17 protein-coding genes (1 of these 17 only partly in view) are annotated in these 16872 nt (G+C 61.4%); 10 read left to right on the top strand and 7 right to left on the bottom strand.

Features of this window, described 5'->3' with window-relative positions; genetic code table 11:
* From FY112_RS22885 to FY112_RS22900, 4 genes are all read left to right on the top strand, one after another.
* On the top strand, positions 1 to 869 hold the 3' portion of the coding sequence (locus FY112_RS22885) for an ornithine cyclodeaminase family protein (RefSeq protein WP_151519352.1). 79 nt of this gene lie to the left of the window's left edge; 869 of the gene's 948 nt are visible here — the last part of the coding sequence; its start codon lies beyond the left edge, outside the window; it ends in the stop codon at positions 867 to 869.
* A complete protein-coding gene (hrpB, locus tag FY112_RS22890) occupies positions 866 to 3331 on the top strand; it encodes an ATP-dependent helicase HrpB (protein ID WP_151519353.1) in 2466 nt (821 codons plus the stop codon). The genes FY112_RS22885 and hrpB overlap by 4 nt, the downstream gene beginning before the upstream one ends.
* A 23-nt stretch (positions 3332 to 3354) precedes the next feature.
* Positions 3355 to 4683, top strand: coding sequence for an ActS/PrrB/RegB family redox-sensitive histidine kinase (locus tag FY112_RS22895; RefSeq protein ID WP_181018267.1), 1329 nt, complete (start codon positions 3355 to 3357; stop codon positions 4681 to 4683).
* Between the two features lie 67 nt (positions 4684 to 4750).
* The gene (locus FY112_RS22900) at positions 4751 to 5329 is read left to right on the top strand and encodes an ActR/PrrA/RegA family redox response regulator transcription factor (protein ID WP_025396545.1); all 579 of its coding nucleotides are present in this window, start codon (positions 4751 to 4753) and stop codon (positions 5327 to 5329) included.
* 18 nt (positions 5330 to 5347) lie between these two features.
* On the opposite strand, the gene FY112_RS22905 is transcribed toward FY112_RS22900, so the two are convergent.
* Positions 5348 to 5842, bottom strand: coding sequence for an MmcB family DNA repair protein (locus FY112_RS22905; protein ID WP_012759589.1), 495 nt, complete (start codon positions 5840 to 5842; stop codon positions 5348 to 5350).
* A gap of 179 nt (positions 5843 to 6021) precedes the next feature.
* Between FY112_RS22905 and FY112_RS22910 the strand changes: the two genes are divergently transcribed.
* Positions 6022 to 6705 carry a L,D-transpeptidase gene (locus FY112_RS22910; RefSeq protein ID WP_017962671.1) on the top strand — a complete coding sequence of 228 codons (684 nt, stop codon included), beginning with the start codon at positions 6022 to 6024 and terminating at the stop codon, positions 6703 to 6705.
* A 69-nt stretch (positions 6706 to 6774) separates the two neighbouring features.
* Here FY112_RS22910 and FY112_RS22915 read toward each other — a convergent pair whose 3' ends face one another.
* The 6 genes from FY112_RS22915 to hslV form a co-directional block, all read right to left on the bottom strand.
* Positions 6775 to 8946 (bottom strand): malate synthase G, encoded by a 2172-nt coding sequence (locus FY112_RS22915; RefSeq protein WP_151519354.1) that lies wholly within the window; start codon positions 8944 to 8946, stop codon positions 6775 to 6777.
* Positions 8947 to 9032: 86 nt separating this feature from the next.
* Positions 9033 to 10445 (bottom strand): cytochrome P450, encoded by a 1413-nt coding sequence (locus tag FY112_RS22920; protein WP_151519367.1) that lies wholly within the window; start codon positions 10443 to 10445, stop codon positions 9033 to 9035.
* Positions 10446 to 10488: 43 nt separating this feature from the next.
* Positions 10489 to 11436, bottom strand: a complete 948-nt coding sequence (locus FY112_RS22925) for a DUF1402 family protein (protein WP_151519355.1) — start codon at positions 11434 to 11436, stop codon at positions 10489 to 10491.
* Between the two features lie 187 nt (positions 11437 to 11623).
* On the bottom strand, positions 11624 to 12931 hold the full coding sequence (gene hslU, locus FY112_RS22930) for an ATP-dependent protease ATPase subunit HslU (protein ID WP_011649875.1): 1308 nt from the start codon (positions 12929 to 12931) through the stop codon (positions 11624 to 11626).
* Positions 12928 to 13440 (bottom strand): GNAT family N-acetyltransferase, encoded by a 513-nt coding sequence (locus FY112_RS22935; RefSeq protein WP_094087051.1) that lies wholly within the window; start codon positions 13438 to 13440, stop codon positions 12928 to 12930. Before FY112_RS22935 ends, hslU begins: the two co-directional genes overlap by 4 nt.
* Positions 13427 to 13954, bottom strand: coding sequence for an ATP-dependent protease subunit HslV (hslV, locus tag FY112_RS22940; protein WP_017962666.1), 528 nt, complete (start codon positions 13952 to 13954; stop codon positions 13427 to 13429). The genes FY112_RS22935 and hslV overlap by 14 nt, the downstream gene beginning before the upstream one ends.
* A 156-nt stretch (positions 13955 to 14110) precedes the next feature.
* Here hslV and hisB point away from each other — a divergent pair, with 156 nt between their 5' ends.
* The 5 genes from hisB to FY112_RS22965 all read left to right on the top strand — a co-directional run bounded on the left by hisB (position 14111) and on the right by FY112_RS22965 (position 16871).
* Entirely contained in the window at positions 14111 to 14719 is a 609-nt protein-coding gene (hisB, locus tag FY112_RS22945) for an imidazoleglycerol-phosphate dehydratase HisB (protein ID WP_131620106.1), read from the top strand.
* 22 nt (positions 14720 to 14741) lie between these two features.
* A complete protein-coding gene (locus FY112_RS22950; RefSeq protein ID WP_151519356.1) occupies positions 14742 to 15227 on the top strand; it encodes a DUF2628 domain-containing protein in 486 nt (161 codons plus the stop codon).
* Between the two features lie 2 nt (positions 15228 to 15229).
* Positions 15230 to 15880, top strand: a complete 651-nt coding sequence (hisH, locus tag FY112_RS22955; RefSeq protein WP_151519357.1) for an imidazole glycerol phosphate synthase subunit HisH — start codon at positions 15230 to 15232, stop codon at positions 15878 to 15880.
* A gap of 254 nt (positions 15881 to 16134) precedes the next feature.
* Entirely contained in the window at positions 16135 to 16317 is a 183-nt protein-coding gene (locus FY112_RS22960; protein WP_003544173.1) for a hypothetical protein, read from the top strand.
* Positions 16314 to 16871, top strand: coding sequence for a hypothetical protein (locus FY112_RS22965; RefSeq protein ID WP_131620104.1), 558 nt, complete (start codon positions 16314 to 16316; stop codon positions 16869 to 16871). The genes FY112_RS22960 and FY112_RS22965 overlap by 4 nt, the downstream gene beginning before the upstream one ends.
* Position 16872: the final 1 nt, after the last annotated feature.

Raw genomic sequence — 16872 nt, forward strand, 5'->3', positions numbered from 1 at the left:
AGAGCGAATGCGTGATGCCGGTGCGTCATCACCATGAGATGGAGGTGCCGGATGAGGAGAGCGCCACATTGCTCCTGATGCCGGCCTGGGTTCCCGGGCGCTATGCCGGGGTGAAGACGGTCTCGGTCTTTCCAGGCAATGTGCGGCGGGGGCTGCCGGCGATCTTCGGAACTTATCTTCTTTCCTCCGGCGCTACCGGGGAAATGCTTGCCGCAATCGACGGCGGCGAGTTGACCGCGCGGCGAACGGCGGCGGCATCGGCGCTGGCGGCCCGTCATCTCGCCCGCTCCGACGCGGAAGAGCTGCTCGTCTGCGGAACCGGACGGCTGTCCCTCAACCTGATGCTTGCCCACGGCACGACCCGTCCCATCAAGAGGTACCGTGTCTGGGGCCGCAACGGGCAAGCGGCGGAAAAGATCGCAGCCGAAGCCCGGGCGCTCGGGCTGAATGCCGAGGCGGTCGGGGATGCTGAGGCCGCAGCGCGGACAGCCGATATCATTTCCTGCGCCACGCTTTCCAGCACACCGCTGATATCAGGGGGATGGCTGAAGCCCGGCGCCCATCTCGATCTCGTCGGCGCTTTCAAGCCGAGCATGCGCGAAAGCGACGACGAGGCCATCCGCCGTGCCTCCGTTTATGTCGACACCCGCGCCGGCGCCCTCGCCGAGGCAGGCGACATCGTCCAGCCGCTGAAAAGCGGCGTGCTGAAGGAAGCGGACATCAGGGCTGAGCTTGCGGAACTCGTCAGCGGCGCCCATGGCGGACGAACCCATGACGCAGAAATCACGCTGTTCAAGTCGGTGGGTGCGGCGTTGGAGGATCTCGCCGGCGCCATCCTTGCCTATGAGACAGTGACGGGCCAAAAGTGACAATCAGTGCGTCCTTGCCGGAGCTTCCGGTTTCACATGTCCTGCCGGCCGTCGCTGCCGCGCTGGAAAAGCAAAAACGCGCCGTTCTTTCCGCCCCGCCCGGCGCCGGCAAGACGACGCTGGTACCACTTTATCTGCTCGACGAGGCTTGGCGCGGCGACGGCAAGATCATCCTGCTGGAGCCGCGGCGGCTGGCGGCGCGAGCAGCGGCAAGCCGGATGGCATCGCTGATCGGTGAACAGGTCGGCGAGACGGTCGGCTACCGCATGCGCCTCGACAACAGAATATCGGCAGCGACACGGATCGAGGTCGTGACCGAAGGGGTTTTCGCCCGGATGATCCTCGACGATCCGGAACTGAACGGTGTCTCGGTCGTGATCTTCGACGAGTTCCACGAGCGTTCGCTGGACGCAGACTTCGGACTCGCTCTGGCGCTCGACGTCCAGTCGGCTCTACGCGACGATCTGCGTATCCTCGTCATGTCGGCGACCCTCGACGTCGAACGCGTGGCCGCCCTGCTCGATCATCCACCTGTTATCGAAAGCCTGGGGCGCAGCTTTCCGATCGATATCCGTTACCAGGATCGACCGGGCGGCGAACGTATTGAAGATGCCGTGACACGGGTGATACTCGATGCCCATGCCAACGAGGCCGGCTCGATCCTCGCCTTCCTGCCCGGCCAGGCGGAAATCACCCGGACCGTCGAACGCCTGCAGGGACGATTCGGAGCCGAAACGCTGATTGCGCCGCTCTACGGCAATCTCAGCCAGAAGGAGCAGGATGCAGCGATCCGACCGGCATCCCAGGGGACACGCAAGATCGTGCTTGCGACATCGATCGCCGAAACATCGATCACCATCGACGGTGTCAGGATCGTGATCGACAGCGGGCTGCAGCGCCTGCCGGTGTTCGAGGCGTCGACCGGGATCACGCGGCTGGAGACGGTGCGCGTGTCGCGGGCTTCCGCCGATCAGCGGGCCGGCCGTGCCGGACGAACGGAGCCGGGCATCGCCGTCAGGCTGTGGCACCAGGGACAGACGGCGGCACTGCCGGCCTTCACCCCGCCGCAGATCCTTTCCAGCGATCTCTCGGGGTTGGTGCTCGACCTCGCACATTGGGGCGTTCAAGATCCGGCATCCCTTGCCTTCGTCGATCAGCCGCCGGAAACGACGCTGAGGGAAGCGCGGATGCTGCTTGGCCAGCTTGGCGCGCTCGACAAGGACGGAGCGCTGACAGCGCGCGGCAAGGTGATGCGCGATCTCGCTTTGCCGCCGCGGCTTGCCGCCATGGTCGTCTCGGCGGGAGAAACGGGACACGCACGGGATGCGGCGATGATCGCCGTGCTTCTTACCGAACAGGGGCTTGGCGGAACGAGTATCGATATCGAGGAGCGGCTGCGACGCTTAAAGGCCGAGCGGGGCGAGAGAGCGGAGGCTTCAAGGCGGCTGGCGGGACGGCTGGCGAGCGGCCTCGACAGGGTTGCCTCAACGGCGCCGGCGCTGGCCGGCCAGCTGCTGCTGCATGCGTTCCCGGATAGAATCGCACTTCAGCGCGGCGGGCGCGGCCGATTCGTGATGGCGAACGGGCGCGGAGCAGAGCTGCCGGAAACCGAGAGGCTGGCGGGCAGCCAGATGCTGGTGATTGCCGACCTGACCGGACGGGCGGCGCAGGCGCGGGTTCTGGCGGCAGCCGAGGTGACACGCGGCGACATCGAAGCCGAGTTGCCCGGTGAGATCAAAACCGGCGACCAGATATTCTTCGACCGGCAGAGCCGGCAAATCCGGGCGCGGCGGGCAACCCGGCTTGGCGCGATCGTCTTCGAAGAGACGCCCTTGCCGCGGCCTTCCGGGGCAGCGGTCACCCAGGCTCTGGTGGAAGGGGTGCGCGAGCTGGGGCTCGATCAGCTTGTGTTCTCGAAGGAGGCCGTACAACTGCGCGAGCGGATCGGATTTCTGCACAGGACGATCGGCGAGCCTTGGCCCGATGTCAGCGATGATGCCCTGCTTTCCCGGCTGGACGACTGGTTCGCACCCTTCCAGACGGAGGCCCGCGGCCTTTCGGAGATTTCCGCAGCCGGGCTTTCGAACGGACTAATGTCGCTGGTACCGCACGAATTGCAACGCGACCTTAGCCGGCTTGCGCCGACCCATTTCGAAGCGCCGACCGGCCAAAGGCATCCGATCCAATATGAGGGCGAGGAGCCGGTTCTGACGATCCGCGTGCAGGAGCTGTTTGGACTGAAGCAGCATCCAGCCATTGCAGGTGGCCGCCTGCCGCTTCTGCTCGAGCTCACCTCGCCGGCGCATCGGCCGATCCAGACGACACGCGACCTGCCGGGCTTCTGGGCCGGCTCCTGGAAGGATGTGCGTGCCGATATGCGCGGGCGCTATCCCCGGCATCCCTGGCCGGAGCGGCCGGAGGATGCGTTGCCGACGACACGGGCAAAACCGCGTGGTACATGAGGGCCATTCAAGGAGCCGTCGGCATGATCGACAAGCCTGACATGATCGACAAGACGGAAGGCTATACGCTGGAGGACCGGCACAACAGCCGCAGGCTGCGCCTGCAGACGCTGGTGCGGCTGCGCTGGCTTGCCGTCGGCGGACAGACGTTGACGGTTTTCATCGTTGCCTTCTGGCTGAAATTTCCCCTGCCGCTGATTGCCAGCTCTTCCTTGATCGCCGCCCTTGCCTGGGTGAATTTCTACCTGACGATCCGTTATCCGCCGACGCATCGGCTGGAACCGCCGGCCGCCTTTGCGCTGCTCGGCTTCGACCTTTTGCAGCTCTGCGCGCTGCTCTTCATCACCGGCGGCCTTGCCAATCCCTTCGCAGCACTCGTCTGCGTGCCAGTCATCATCTCTTTTGCGTCGCAGCCGATTCGCTACAGTACCGCGCTGATCGGCGTTGCGATGGTCTGCATTACGGTGCTTGCCTTTTCGCCCTTTCCGCTGCCCTGGTTCGACGGGGCCGAGATCAACGTGCACACCGTCATGCAGTTCGGTGTCTGGTGCTCGATCGCCTCGACCATGGCATTCGCCGCTTTCTATGCCTATCGGGTCTCGATGGAAGCAAGCCAGCTCGCCGATGCGCTGGCTGCGACCGAACTGGTGCTGCAGCGGGAAAAGCATCTGTCGCAGCTCGACGGTCTGGCGGCGGCGGCGGCCCATGAGCTCGGTACGCCGCTTGCGACGATCAGCGTCGTCGCCAAGGAAATGGAGCGGGAGCTTAAGAATGACGATCGTTTCCGCGAGGACGTCATGCTGCTGCGCAGCCAGAGCGAACGCTGCCGCGACATCCTGCGGCGGCTGACGACGCTTTCTTCCGAAGGCGAGGCGCATATGCGCCGGCTGCCGCTTTCCTCGATGATCGAGGAGATCGTCGCCCCGCACCGGGAATTCGGTATCGCTCTTGAGCTTATCGAAAAGAGCCCGCGCAAGGGCGAGCCGGTCACCGACCGCAATGCCGGCATCATGTATGGGCTCGGCAATCTGATCGAAAATGCCGTCGATTATGCGCGAGAGAAAGTGATCGTTACCGTCGAGCACGATCACGACAAAGTGCTGATCGTTATCGAGGACGACGGCAACGGTTATGCGCCCGATATTCTGACGCGGATCGGCGAACCCTATGTGACGAAGCGGCAGAAAGAGGATACGGCGGGTGGCCTCGGGCTCGGGCTTTTCATCGCCAAGACGCTGCTGGAGCGCTCCGGCGCATCGCTGATTTTCGAGAACCGCGATCCGGAAAGTGCGGGCGCGCGTATCCGGATCGAATGGCCGCGCATGCTGATCGACGCAAATTCGACAAAATGACTTTGTCGGCATAAACAGGATATAAGCGGTTGACGCAGATCGGCGTTCAACCGCCAGGACCGAGACGATGACAGAACAGAATCATGACAATTTCGCCGCGTCGGATGAGGACCATATCGGTCCCGATGCCAGCCTGCTGATCGTCGATGACGACGGGCCGTTTCTGCGCCGCCTGGCGCGGGCGATGGAGACACGCGGCTTCCAGGTGGAGACGGCCGAATCAGTGGCGGAGGGCGTTGCGAAATCGAAAGGCCGGCCGCCAAAATATGCGGTGGTCGACCTTCGGCTCGGCGACGGCAATGGGCTCGACGTCATCGAGGCGATCCGCCAGCGGCGCGACGACACCAGGATCATCGTGCTGACCGGCTATGGCAATATCGCAACGGCGGTCACGGCCGTGAAACTCGGCGCCGTCGATTATCTTGCAAAGCCTGCGGATGCCGACGACGTGTTTTCGGCGCTGACGCAGCGGCCGGGCGAAAAGGCCGAGCTCCCCGAAAATCCGATGTCGGCCGACCGGGTGCGCTGGGAGCATATCCAGCGGGTCTATGAAATGTGCGAGCGCAATGTTTCCGAAACGGCGCGCCGACTCAACATGCACCGGCGGACGCTGCAGCGTATCCTTGCCAAACGCGCGCCGAAATAGGCGCGCACGTCGCGCCCATTAAACATCATCCACGGTGAACGGTTTTCCGTTCGCCCATTCGGCCATCATCAGCCTTTGCGCGGCGGCACGCGAGAAGTTGAGCGTGACGGATTTGCGCGTAGCCGGCGCCATGCGGTGTTCCGGCGCCTCGCGAATCATATGGGCGCCATAACCATCCGAGAGGAACAGTCCGCATTCCTCGGGAAAGATCTCCAACGGCACATCCTGGTGAGTCGCGAAGAACAGGCGGTCGCAATGCAGCCTGTATTCCGGCCATTTGCGATCCACCCTGAAATCCTCGATAGACGTCTTGATTTCGATGATCCAGACCTCGCCCTTTTCTGAAAGAGTGATCAGATCGGCGCGGCGACCGCTTGCCAGCGGCAGTTCGGGCAGCACGGCGTGGCGCATTTCATGCAGCAATATCTGCGTTCCGCGCCGCACCATCATGGCCCTGTCCGATTGCCGGCCATCGATTAACGGATTGTTATTGTAAACACTCAAAATCGTCATGGATAACCATCGCGGGGGCTGGCGTGTTGTTGCAAAAAAACCATGCGCTTCTAATTTGCGCGGCAGACGGATTTGTCGCGCTGCAGTAGTCTTGCAAAGCGCAAGTTAATCGAAAATAAACCATAATCAACGATGGTCGAAAGACCGTTCTCCTTGCCCCAAAACTTCAAGAGTCATCCATGCGCATCCGCAATGCATTCCCTGTCTTTGGCCTGCTGGCGACATTCGCTCTGGCCGGTTGCTCGACGACCTCAGACAGCGCATCCGTCGACGACAAGGGCGCAGGCCCGACGGTTCAGACGGCACAGATCTTCAATGACGCCTACGGCCTGACGAAGGATGCCGGATACTCCCTACCGGCGATCCCTATCGACAGGGTCAAGCCGCAATTCCGCCGCCAGGTCGTCAGCTACCAGACCACAGAGCGTCCCGGAACGATCATCGTCAACACGCGCGAGCGCTTCCTCTATTACATCCTGGCCAACGGCAAGGCGATGCGCTACGGCATCGGCGTCGGCAAACAGGGCTTCGCATGGGCCGGCACTGCCTACGTCGCCTGGAAGCAGGAATGGCCGAATTGGCACCCGCCGAAGGAAATGGCCGTCCGCCGGCCTGATCTCGCCAAATACGTCGAGGACGGCATGGGTCCGGGTCTCAGCAATCCGCTCGGCGCGCGCGCCATGTATCTCTTCAACGAAGACGGCAAGGATACACTCTTCCGCCTGCACGGCACGCCGGAATGGGCCTCCATCGGCACCGCCGCTTCCTCGGGCTGCATTCGCCTGATGAACCAGGACGTCATCGATCTCTACAGCCGCGTCCGCCCGGGCAAGGGCACGTCCAAGGTCGTCGTCATTCAGTAAGCTAATTTTCGAATTCGGTATAAAAAAGGCCGCCGAACTATCGTTCCGGCGGCCTTTTCATATTCTCCGTCAGGCAGTCTGCTTCGCCTTGAGCTCGAGGCGGCGGCGGTGAAGCACCGGCTCGGTATAACCGTTCGGCTGTTCTCTACCCTTCAGGACGAGGTCGAGGGCGGCCTGGAAGGCGATCGAACCGTCGAAATTGCCGGCCATGGGCTGATAGGCGGGGTCCGACGCATTCTGCTGGTCGACGACGGCGGCCATGCGCCTCATCGTCTCGACGATCTGAGCTTCGGTGACGACCTTGTGATGCAGCCAGTTCGCCATGTGCTGGGCCGAAATGCGCAGCGTCGCGCGATCTTCCATCAGGCCGACATTGTTGATGTCAGGCACCTTGGAGCAGCCGACGCCCTGATCGACCCAGCGCACGACATAGCCGAGAATGCCCTGGGCATTGTTATCGAGTTCGCGCTGGATTTCCTCCGGCGTCCAGTTCGGCCGCACCGCGACCGGCACGGAGAGAATATCGGAGAGCTTGGCGCGGGCGCGATCCTTCAGCCCCTGCTGAACACGGGCGACATTGACCCGGTGATAATGGGTGGCATGCAGGGTTGCCGCCGTCGGCGATGGCACCCAGGCAGTGTTGGCGCCGGCCTTCGGGTGGGCGATCTTCTGTTCGAGCATCGCCGCCATCAGATCCGGCATCGCCCACATGCCCTTGCCGATCTGGGCATGGCCGGACAAGCCGCATTCGAGGCCGATGTCGACGTTCCAGTTCTCATAGGCAGAAATCCAGGCCGCCTGGCGCATGTCGCCCTTGCGAATCATCGGGCCGGCTTCCATCGAGGTGTGGATCTCGTCGCCGGTGCGATCGAGGAAGCCGGTATTGATGAAGACGACGCGCTCGCGGGCGGCGCGGATGCATTCCTTGAGGTTGACGGTCGTGCGGCGCTCCTCATCCATGATGCCCATCTTGATGGTGTTGCGCGGTAGGCCAAGCGCGTCTTCGACACGCGAGAAGATTTCGACGGCGAAGGCCACCTCTTCCGGCCCATGCATCTTCGGCTTGACCACATACATTGAGCCGGTGCGGGAATTCTTCCGCCGGCCGGAGGGGCCAATATCGTAAAGCGCGATCAGGCCGGTGATCGCAGCATCCATGATGCCTTCAGGCACTTCGTTGCCGTCGCGGTCGAGGATCGCCGGGTTGGTCATGAGGTGGCCGACATTGCGCACCAGCATCAGCGAGCGCCGGTGTACCTCGAAGGCGGCACCATCCGGGCCGGCATATTGCAGATCCGGGTTGAGCGTGCGGATGAAGCTCGTTCCGCCCTTTGCTACCTCTTCCTGCAGGTCGCCCTTGATCAGGCCGAGCCAGTTGCGATAGACGACGACCTTGTCCTCGGCATTGACGGCGGCAATCGAATCCTCGCAGTCCATGATCGTCGTGATTGCCGATTCCAGCCAGACATCGGAAATATGAGCCGGATCGGCTTTCCCGATCGTCGTCGTCGCATCGATGACGATTTCAATGTGAATGCCGTTGTTCTTCAGGAGAAGATGCGTGGGAGCGGCGGGATCGCCGCGATAGCCGGCAAAATGCTTGCCGTCCGTCAGCATAGCCTGCTCGCGATCGATCGATCTGACAGAGAGCGCGCCATCCGTGACGGCGAAGCTTCCGACGTCCTTCCAGCGGCAGTCCTGCAGCGGCGCTGATGTATCGAGGAAATCGCGCACCCAGGCGATGACCTTCTCGCCGCGCTTCGGATTGTAACCCTTAGCCTTCTCGGCGCCGTCGCTCTCGGGAATGGCGTCCGTACCGTAGAGCGCATCATAGAGCGAGCCCCAGCGGGCATTGGCGGCGTTCAAGGCGTAACGGGCATTCATGACGGGAACCACGAGCTGCGGGCCGGCGATCGAGGCGATCTCCGGATCGACATTGTCGGTCGAAACCTGGAAGTCCGATCCCTCAGGCAGGAGATAGCCGATTTGGCGGAGGAAGGACTGGTATTCGTCCATATCCGCCGGGGCGCCATGCCGACGGTACCAGTCGTCGATCTTTACCTGGAGCTCGTCGCGTTTTGCCAGCAGCGCACGATTTTTCGGGGCGAGATCGTGGACGATCGCCGAAAAATCGGCAAAGAACTTGTCCGCATCGACCGCCAGACCCGGCAACACCTCCTCGACGAGGAAATCATGAAGGACGGTTTCGATGGCAAGACCGTTCTTATCAACGCGGCTCATGCGACATTCTCCCTGGCAACGACTTTTGAATGCTGCCACTTTGCCCGGCTTTCATTCACAGTCAATTCTGCAATAATTCGAAAGATTTATGCCTTCGTGGAAATTATGCGCGGCGTCACGCGCATCGGCAGTCCGTTCTGCGGCTGCGTCGTCAGCTTCTGCACCGGCCAAGGATTGGTCTGATCGTTGGAATCGAAGCGATAACGATGCATCAGGACAGCAAGGGCGATCACCGCCTCCTGAAGCGCAAAGGTTGCGCCGATGCAGACACGCGGGCCGGCGCCGAAAGGCAGGAACTGGAAGCGGCCGATAGAGCCGCGATTTTCCGGCAGGAAGCGTTCGGGCATATAGGCGCGCGGCCTGTCCCAGTGAAGTTCGTGGCGATGCAACGTCCAAGGCATGACAAGCACCGTGACGCCAGCTTCGATCGCGACCCGTTCGCCCTTGGTGCTTGTCCAGGAATCATCTGATATGGCAGCGCGATTGATCGATGGCGCCGGCGGATAAAGGCGCAACGCCTCCTCGAAGGCGGCGCGCGTCTGCGGCATCATATCCAGCCATTCCACAGGTGCTGCCCCGGTGGCGAGCACCGCGTCGATTTCTTCTTCCATCGCCTCGCGGATATGCGGGCTGTTCGATACGCAATACAGCGTCCAGGCCAACGCTCGGGCCGTGGTCTCATGCCCCGCGCCGATGAAGGTCAGAATATTGTCTTCGATTTCCTCCTTGGTCAGCCCCTCGGGGCCAGCCTGCTCCAGGAGCAGGGTCAGGAAATCCTCGGGCGCTGTGCTGCGATTCGCTTTCATCTTTGCGAGCCGCATATCCATGGTGTTGCGCACGATGGCGCGGAATTTCTCCAGCACCTTTTGGCCGCCGATGCGTGTCACACGTGGAACCCAGGACGGAGCGCGCATCAGATCCATCGGATCGACCCGGCCCATGCGATGCAGGAGTTCATTGACGTCGTCGGCGAAATGGCCGCTCGATGTGACGATTTCGCCTGAAAATAATGTGTCAGCCAGAATTGCGAAGGTCAGCTCGGTCATATCGGTGCTGATATCGAAAATTGCGCCTGCCTCGCCTGCGCCCTCATATTTGCGGGCATAATCTTCGGACTGGCGCAGCATCTGCCCGGCAAAGCCTTGGGCATGGCGGGGGGTGAAAATTGGCGCCACCGCCTTGCGCGATCTTTTCCAGACAGGACCTTCGGCGGTCAGAAGGCCGTCGCGGAGGATCGGACGCAGGACGAGCTGGCGCACATCCGACATGCGGTAATTATTGGCATTGTCGACCAGCACGTGCTTGATCAGGCCGGGATCGTTGACGATCAGCGTCCTCTGGCCGAAGAAATTGGTGCGGATCCAGGGCAGCGTGTAGGACGGCTCGCCCCAAAGTTCGAGCGGATTGCGCAGGATGATGCGGATAATTTCCAGCCGGCTCGGCGGCACCGTACGCGGCAGCGGTGCTGGCGGTACGAAGGGGTCCGGACGCATGTCCATCATCAAAGCCTTTCGGGGAAGATCCTTCCCGACAAGCTTGAAGCTAGAGCAGGCCCTTGAGTTCGTCCAGCTTGTCGTTGATCAGCCAGCCGTAATAATTCTCTTCCGGCCAGACCGTCGCACCGGCGCCGCGGTTCTTCGCAGCAAGTGCTGCGGCGCGCTGGCGCGAATTGCCGACATTATAGAGCGTCGCCGTCAGGCCGGGATTGCCCGAGATATCCATGCCGGCGATATCCTTGTAATCGTCGATCGACCTGCGGATCGAGGCCGCGACGAAGGCGAGCGAGATATCGGGATCCATGATGGCCCTGTAGACGGCGCCGGCATTCTTTTCGTTCAGCTTCGGATAGCCGGACACGCGGGTCACGAGATCGGAGAGCATCAGCGCCGTCAGCGGATTGACCTGGCCGAGGCCGAAGGTCTGGCCGGCATAGAAGGGCTGGAAGAAGACCGCGCTGAAACGGTTGTTGGGAAAGCTCGTGCCACTCACCGTCTTGCCGCGGAAATCGGTTTCCCAGACATCTTCGCGGCAGGACCAGAGCGTGTAGGAATCGCTCTTGCCCTTGCATTCGGAAAATTGCGGCCGTGCCACGAATTCGTCGACGCTTTCGCCATCATAGGAGAAGCGGAAGCTTTCTCCGGCATAGGAGGCAGCCTTGACATAGTAAGCCTGCAGCCGGTCGTAGGCATCGACATTATAGGTGTGTTCGCCGACGATCGCGCCGACGACATGGATGGGATTGATGCCGTAAGCGCTGGAAATCTTGCGGATCTTGCTCATCAGCTCGCGATCGGTCGCCAGAAGCTCATGAACCTTTTCGTATTTCAGATCAAAGCTGCTCTTGGTGCCCTTGGTGCGCCGGATGGAAGCGCCCGGAATATCGGGCTGCTCGGCATGACGATTGCCCGCCGGCACCGTCTGCATTGCGAAGGCAGGCGCCGAATTCACCAGGGCAACGGCAATCATAAGGCTTGTCAAAAGGCGTCGCACGATCCGTTATCCCGTCCGTTCCATCGTCCTGTTTGTGATGCGGCTGCCTGGACCAGAATCTTGGCCGAATAAAGCCGAGCGGAAACAAAACGGGCCTTCACTAGAAAGTAAAAGGCCCGTTGTCGAGAGACGCGTTCGTCACAATCCGCCATTCATGCCGGGAAAGACATGAAGCGGTGCGCCGATATCACAGAATAAAGCGCGAGAGATCAGTATTCTGTGCGAGATCGCCGACATGTTCGCGCACATAGGCGGCATCGATCGTCACGGCCGTCCCGCCCCGATCCGGCGCGTTGTAGGAAATATCGTCCAGCACCCGCTCCATCACCGTCTGCAGACGGCGTGCGCCGATGTTTTCGACGGAGGAGTTCAGATGCACGGCGACATCGGCAAGCGCGTCGATTGCGTCGTCGGTAAATTCGAGGCTCAGGCTTTCCGTCTCCATCAGCGCGCGGTACTGGCGGATGAGGCTTGCTTCCGTCTCGGTCAGGATCCGGCGGAAATCATCCTTGTTCAGCGGACGCAATTCGACGCGGATCGGCAGGCGGCCCTGCAATTCCGGCAGAAGATCCGAAGGCTTGGAGACATGGAAGGCGCCGGAGGCGATGAACAGGATATGGTCGGTCTTCACAGGCCCGTATTTGGTCGAGACCGTCGTGCCTTCGACGAGCGGCAAGAGGTCGCGCTGCACGCCTTCGCGCGAAACGCCGGCGCCCATGCCGCCGTCGCGGGCTGCAATCTTGTCGATTTCGTCAAGGAAGACGATACCATCATTCTCGGTGGAGCGAACGGCTTCACGCTGGATCACTTCGTTGTCGATCAGCTTGTCGGATTCGTCGCGGATCAGGTCACTATACGAGGCCTTGACTGTGGTGCGGACCTTCTTGGTGCGGCCGCCCATCGCCTTGCCGAACATTTCCGAAAGGTTCAGCACGCCGATATTGGCGCCCGGCATGCCGGGAATTTCGAAGCCTCCCATGCCGGAACCGGCATCGGCCACCTCGATATCGATTTCCTTGTCGTCAAGTTCGCCGTCCCGGAGCTTCTTGCGGAAGTTTTCGCGCGTGGCAGGCGATGCTGTGGTGCCGACCAGCGCATCGAGAACACGCTCCTCGGCACTCACATGCGCCTTGGCCTGTACCTCGGCTCGCTTCTTCTCGCGCACCAGGCCGATGCCGACCTCGACCAGATCGCGGATGATCTGCTCGACGTCGCGGCCGACATAGCCGACTTCGGTGAACTTTGTGGCTTCCACCTTGATGAAAGGTGCGCCGGCGAGCTTTGCCAGGCGGCGGGAGATTTCCGTCTTGCCGACGCCGGTCGGGCCGATCATCAGGATGTTCTTCGGCATGACTTCGTCGCGCAGGCTCGGGTCGAGCTGCTGGCGGCGCCAGCGGTTGCGCAGCGCAATCGCAACGGCGCGCTTGGCGTCATGCTGGCCGATGATATAGCGATCGAGCTCGGAAACGATCTCGCGGGGGGAAAAAGTGGTCATTGCGTATCATTCTCCTGGCGGTCCAGGGCCATCAACAGTGCCCGGCCGTAATTAGTCGTTGTTTCGCCAAGTCCTTGAAAGCCCGCCTTGGTATAGGCTCTGATTGCGAATGCATTGTCAGGATGCGGATCGACGAGGATCCGCTGCGCGCCCTTTGCAAAGAGCATATCGCAGAACCCTATCATAAAGGCCGGTCCGTGACCTTTGCCCGCGAGTTCCTCGATGCCGATGAACTGGTCGATGCCGTAGGTGCCCTTCGGCTGACCGGCGAGCGCTTCATCGTCCTCGTCGTCGAGATCGGCCGCCTGGATAAAGGCAAAGTCCTTTCCATTCAGCGTGACGATGAAGCACGAGACCGAGGCCGCATCGACATGCTTTTCCATCGAAGCCAGCGCCTTGGCCGGATCGCCCCACCAGCGCCTGACATGCCGGCTTTCCAGCCATTTGGCGAGGAGCGGCAGGTCAGTCGCGGCAAGCGGCCGGAAGGCATAGGGCTCAGCCTTCGGCATCCAGCGATTCCACCACCACATTGTGGTTCGTGTAGACGCAGATGTCGGCGGCGATATCGAGGGCGCGGCGGGCGATCTCCTCGGCCGATTTGTCGGTATCCATGAGTGCGAGAGCGGCGGCGAGGGCAAAATTGCCGCCGGAACCGATCGCCGTCGTGCCATGCTCCGGTTCCAAAACGTCGCCATTGCCGGTGATCGCCAGCGTGATCGACTTGTCGGCGACGAGCATCATGGCTTCGAGATTACGCAGGTATTTGTCGGTGCGCCAGTCCTTGGCGAGCTCGACGGCGGCGCGCATCAGTTGACCGGGATATTGCTCAAGCTTCTTTTCAAGCCTTTCGAGCAGGGTAAAGGCATCGGCGGTGGCGCCGGCGAAACCGGCGACGACTTCGCCCTTGCCGATGCGGCGCACCTTGCGGGCATTGCCCTTCATGACGGTCTGGCCGAGGCTCACCTGGCCATCGCCCGCCATCACCACCTTGCCGCCTTTTCGAACTGTAATGATTGTTGTCATAAAACACCTGTCTGCCGGGCCGCATGCCGGCCCTGTTGAGCCCTATGTAAGTGGACTGGCGCCGATTGCAAATGGGCCGGCTTTTCTCTTGCCCGGCTTCTGGATATTTCCCGATGCGCCTGATAAGGAACGGCCTTATTCCCGATGGAGGGCCATATGGCCGAGACCGTAGCAAGCCGCACGGGCAGCGTTTCCCGCAAGACCAACGAAACCTCGATTTCCGTTTCCGTCAATCTCGACGGCACCGGCAAATCGACGATCTCGACGGGCGTCGGCTTCTTCGACCACATGCTCGACCAGCTTTCGCGACATTCCCTCATCGACATGGAGATCGATGCCAAGGGCGACCTGCATATCGACGACCATCATACGGTCGAAGATACCGGCATCGCCATCGGCCAGGCGATCTCCAAGGCGCTCGGCGACCGGCGCGGGATCACCCGCTACGCGTCGATCGATCTCGCCATGGACGAGACGATGACCAAGGCTGCGGTCGATCTTTCCGGCCGGCCGTTCCTCGTCTGGAATGTCACCTTCAGCGCGCCGAAGATCGGCACTTTCGACACCGAACTCGTTCGCGAATTCTTCCATGCGCTCGCCCAGAATGCCGGCATCACCTTGCATATTCTCAACCATTATGGCGCCAACAATCACCATATTGCCGAGACATGCTTCAAGGCCGTTGCGCGTGCATTGCGCACGGCGACAGAGATCGATCCGAGACAGGCGGGCCGTGTTCCCTCGACCAAGGGCACGCTCGTCTGAGCCCTTCAAGGGAGCGGCGGCAATGACATCCAGCTATATCTTCCTGACACCGCCCAGTAGCACGAGCGCCACGGCCGATGAGACGCGAACCATCCGTGACGGCTTCACGCTGCTCGGCTTCCTATTTCCATGGGTTTGGCTGCTGGCGCATCGGCTTTGGCTGCATGCGGCCGCGGCCTTTCTGCTGCAGGGGATTGGTGGTGCGCTGATGGACGAACCCGGCCTCGGGCCGGCGGGAGCGGCAATCCTGTTGGGCGTGAATATGCTGGTCGGTCTCGAGGGCCAGAATTTCCGTGTCCGCAACCTTGCTGCGAAGGGCTGGAACGAAGACGCATTCATTGCGGCCGATACGATCGGCATTGCCGAGCAGGTCTATTTTTCGGACAGGGCGGCTATCGCAGTTAGTGACGACGCCGCGGCGCCGGACTGGCAGAACAAAGCCGGTCCGAACGGCCCGCACGGCGATGCAACATCGCTTGGTCTCTTTGGTTTTGATGGAGGACGCTGACGATGCGCGTCGCGATTATCGACTATGGCTCCGGTAACCTGCGCTCGGCGACCAAGGCTTTCGAGCGTGCCGCCCACGAAGCTGGCATCGATGCCCATATCGATCTTACCGATAGGGCGGAGGATGTTGCCTCGGCCGATCGTATCGTGCTTCCCGGTGTCGGCGCCTATGCCGATTGCCGGCGCGGCCTCGATGCCGTGCCCGGGATGGCCGAGGTGCTGATCGAGGCTGTCGAGAAGAAGGCGCGGCCGTTCCTCGGCATCTGCGTCGGCATGCAGCTCATGTCCTCGCGCGGCCTCGAGAAGACAGTGACGCACGGTTTTAACTGGATTCCCGGTAACGTCGTCGAGATGACGCCGGATGATCCGGCCCTCAAGATCCCGCAGATCGGCTGGAACACGCTCGACCTGAAGCGCGAACATCCGCTCTTCGAAGGAATTCCGACGGGGTCGCAGGGACTGCACGCCTATTTTGTGCATTCCTACCATCTTGCAGCCGAAAACACCGAGGACGTTATTGCGACGGCCGACTATGGCGGTCCGATGACCGCTTTCGTCGGGCGCGACAACATGGTCGGGGCACAGTTTCACCCGGAAAAGAGCCAGAAGCTCGGCCTGGCCCTGATCGCCAATTTTCTGCGCTGGAACCCGTAGAGCCCGAACCCGTCAAGCATTGTTCACGCAATCCCGAAGCAAAACGGTTAAACGGTTTTGCTGGAATTGCTCCAAGGGCTGGCTTTTAATAGAGCCGCCTTATTTCTCTAGAGCATGATGCCGAAAAGTGTGAGCGGTTTTCGGACGACATCATGCTTTGACTGTATAATGTAGAACAGGATTCAGATTTTAGGCCGACCCGGCCTAAAATCATCCTGTTCTAGTATGGAAACAGCGGAACAGGAGTGCGCTCGATGCCGGCTTCACGGAAATCAGGCAAGGTGTTCTACACGTTGCGGCCCTCCAGGGAAGGCTTGCCCCCCTTTTCTGATATCAAGCTTCCCGGCGGCACGGTCATCCGCCGTGTCGACGAAGCCATCCACAGGAAGGCGCTTTCCAATGCAGCCAAGGCGCTGAAAGAAAGGCTGGACCGATGATCCATGACTCTTTCCCCGCAAACGACGGTTCGAGCCGGCGGCAAAACGGGGTCAGCGCCGGCGATATCGCCGAGGCCGTGCTGGAATTCTATATCGAAGGTGAGGACGATCTGATCGGCCTGCTCGCCTACGCACTCTACGAGCGGCAAAAGCGCGATTTCGTTCTCAGCCATCGCAAGCGAAATGCCGGCCGTTCGCCCGATGAGGCCGAGCTTGCCGCCGTCAACAGCAATTATCTCTCGACCGACCTGCGCAACACGCTACGCGACCGCGCCTCGCAGATCCTTTCGAGTTATGCCGAAACCTATGTCGAGGCAATGGAGCCGCAGATCCGGCTGACCGCCGTCAACAGCGATGCGTTGCGCCAGGTGCGAAACATCGAGAAATCGATCAAGAGGCGCCTGGGCTTCTGGCGTCAGGTCCGGGCCAGCTTTGCCGTCACCCTGCTCCTCCTTTTGCTTTTCGGCGCGGCTGCCATTGCCGCTGTCTTTTTCCGATCGGATATCGTAGATGCGTGGAATGCGCTGATGGTACCGACCACTCTACGGACGTAAG

It is taken from the genome of Rhizobium sp. PEPV16 (genome assembly GCF_008919455.1).
Classification (GTDB): domain Bacteria; phylum Pseudomonadota; class Alphaproteobacteria; order Rhizobiales; family Rhizobiaceae; genus Rhizobium; species Rhizobium leguminosarum_Q.

Coding starts and splice junctions, on each gene's coding strand:
- hslU (WP_011649875.1), bottom strand. CDS start 12,931: ATGACCACTTTTTCCCCCCGCGAGATCGTTTCCGAGCTCGATCGCTAT.
- FY112_RS22965 (WP_131620104.1), top strand. CDS start 16,314: ATGATCCATGACTCTTTCCCCGCAAACGACGGTTCGAGCCGGCGGCAA.
- hisB (WP_131620106.1), top strand. CDS start 14,111: ATGGCCGAGACCGTAGCAAGCCGCACGGGCAGCGTTTCCCGCAAGACC.
- FY112_RS22950 (WP_151519356.1), top strand. CDS start 14,742: ATGACATCCAGCTATATCTTCCTGACACCGCCCAGTAGCACGAGCGCC.
- FY112_RS22900 (WP_025396545.1), top strand. CDS start 4,751: ATGACAGAACAGAATCATGACAATTTCGCCGCGTCGGATGAGGACCAT.
- FY112_RS22910 (WP_017962671.1), top strand. CDS start 6,022: ATGCGCATCCGCAATGCATTCCCTGTCTTTGGCCTGCTGGCGACATTC.
- FY112_RS22915 (WP_151519354.1), bottom strand. CDS start 8,946: ATGAGCCGCGTTGATAAGAACGGTCTTGCCATCGAAACCGTCCTTCAT.
- FY112_RS22895 (WP_181018267.1), top strand. CDS start 3,355: ATGATCGACAAGCCTGACATGATCGACAAGACGGAAGGCTATACGCTG.
- FY112_RS22960 (WP_003544173.1), top strand. CDS start 16,135: ATGCCGGCTTCACGGAAATCAGGCAAGGTGTTCTACACGTTGCGGCCC.
- FY112_RS22935 (WP_094087051.1), bottom strand. CDS start 13,440: ATGCCGAAGGCTGAGCCCTATGCCTTCCGGCCGCTTGCCGCGACTGAC.
- FY112_RS22920 (WP_151519367.1), bottom strand. CDS start 10,445: ATGGACATGCGTCCGGACCCCTTCGTACCGCCAGCACCGCTGCCGCGT.
- hslV (WP_017962666.1), bottom strand. CDS start 13,954: ATGACAACAATCATTACAGTTCGAAAAGGCGGCAAGGTGGTGATGGCG.
- hisH (WP_151519357.1), top strand. CDS start 15,230: ATGCGCGTCGCGATTATCGACTATGGCTCCGGTAACCTGCGCTCGGCG.
- FY112_RS22905 (WP_012759589.1), bottom strand. CDS start 5,842: ATGACGATTTTGAGTGTTTACAATAACAATCCGTTAATCGATGGCCGG.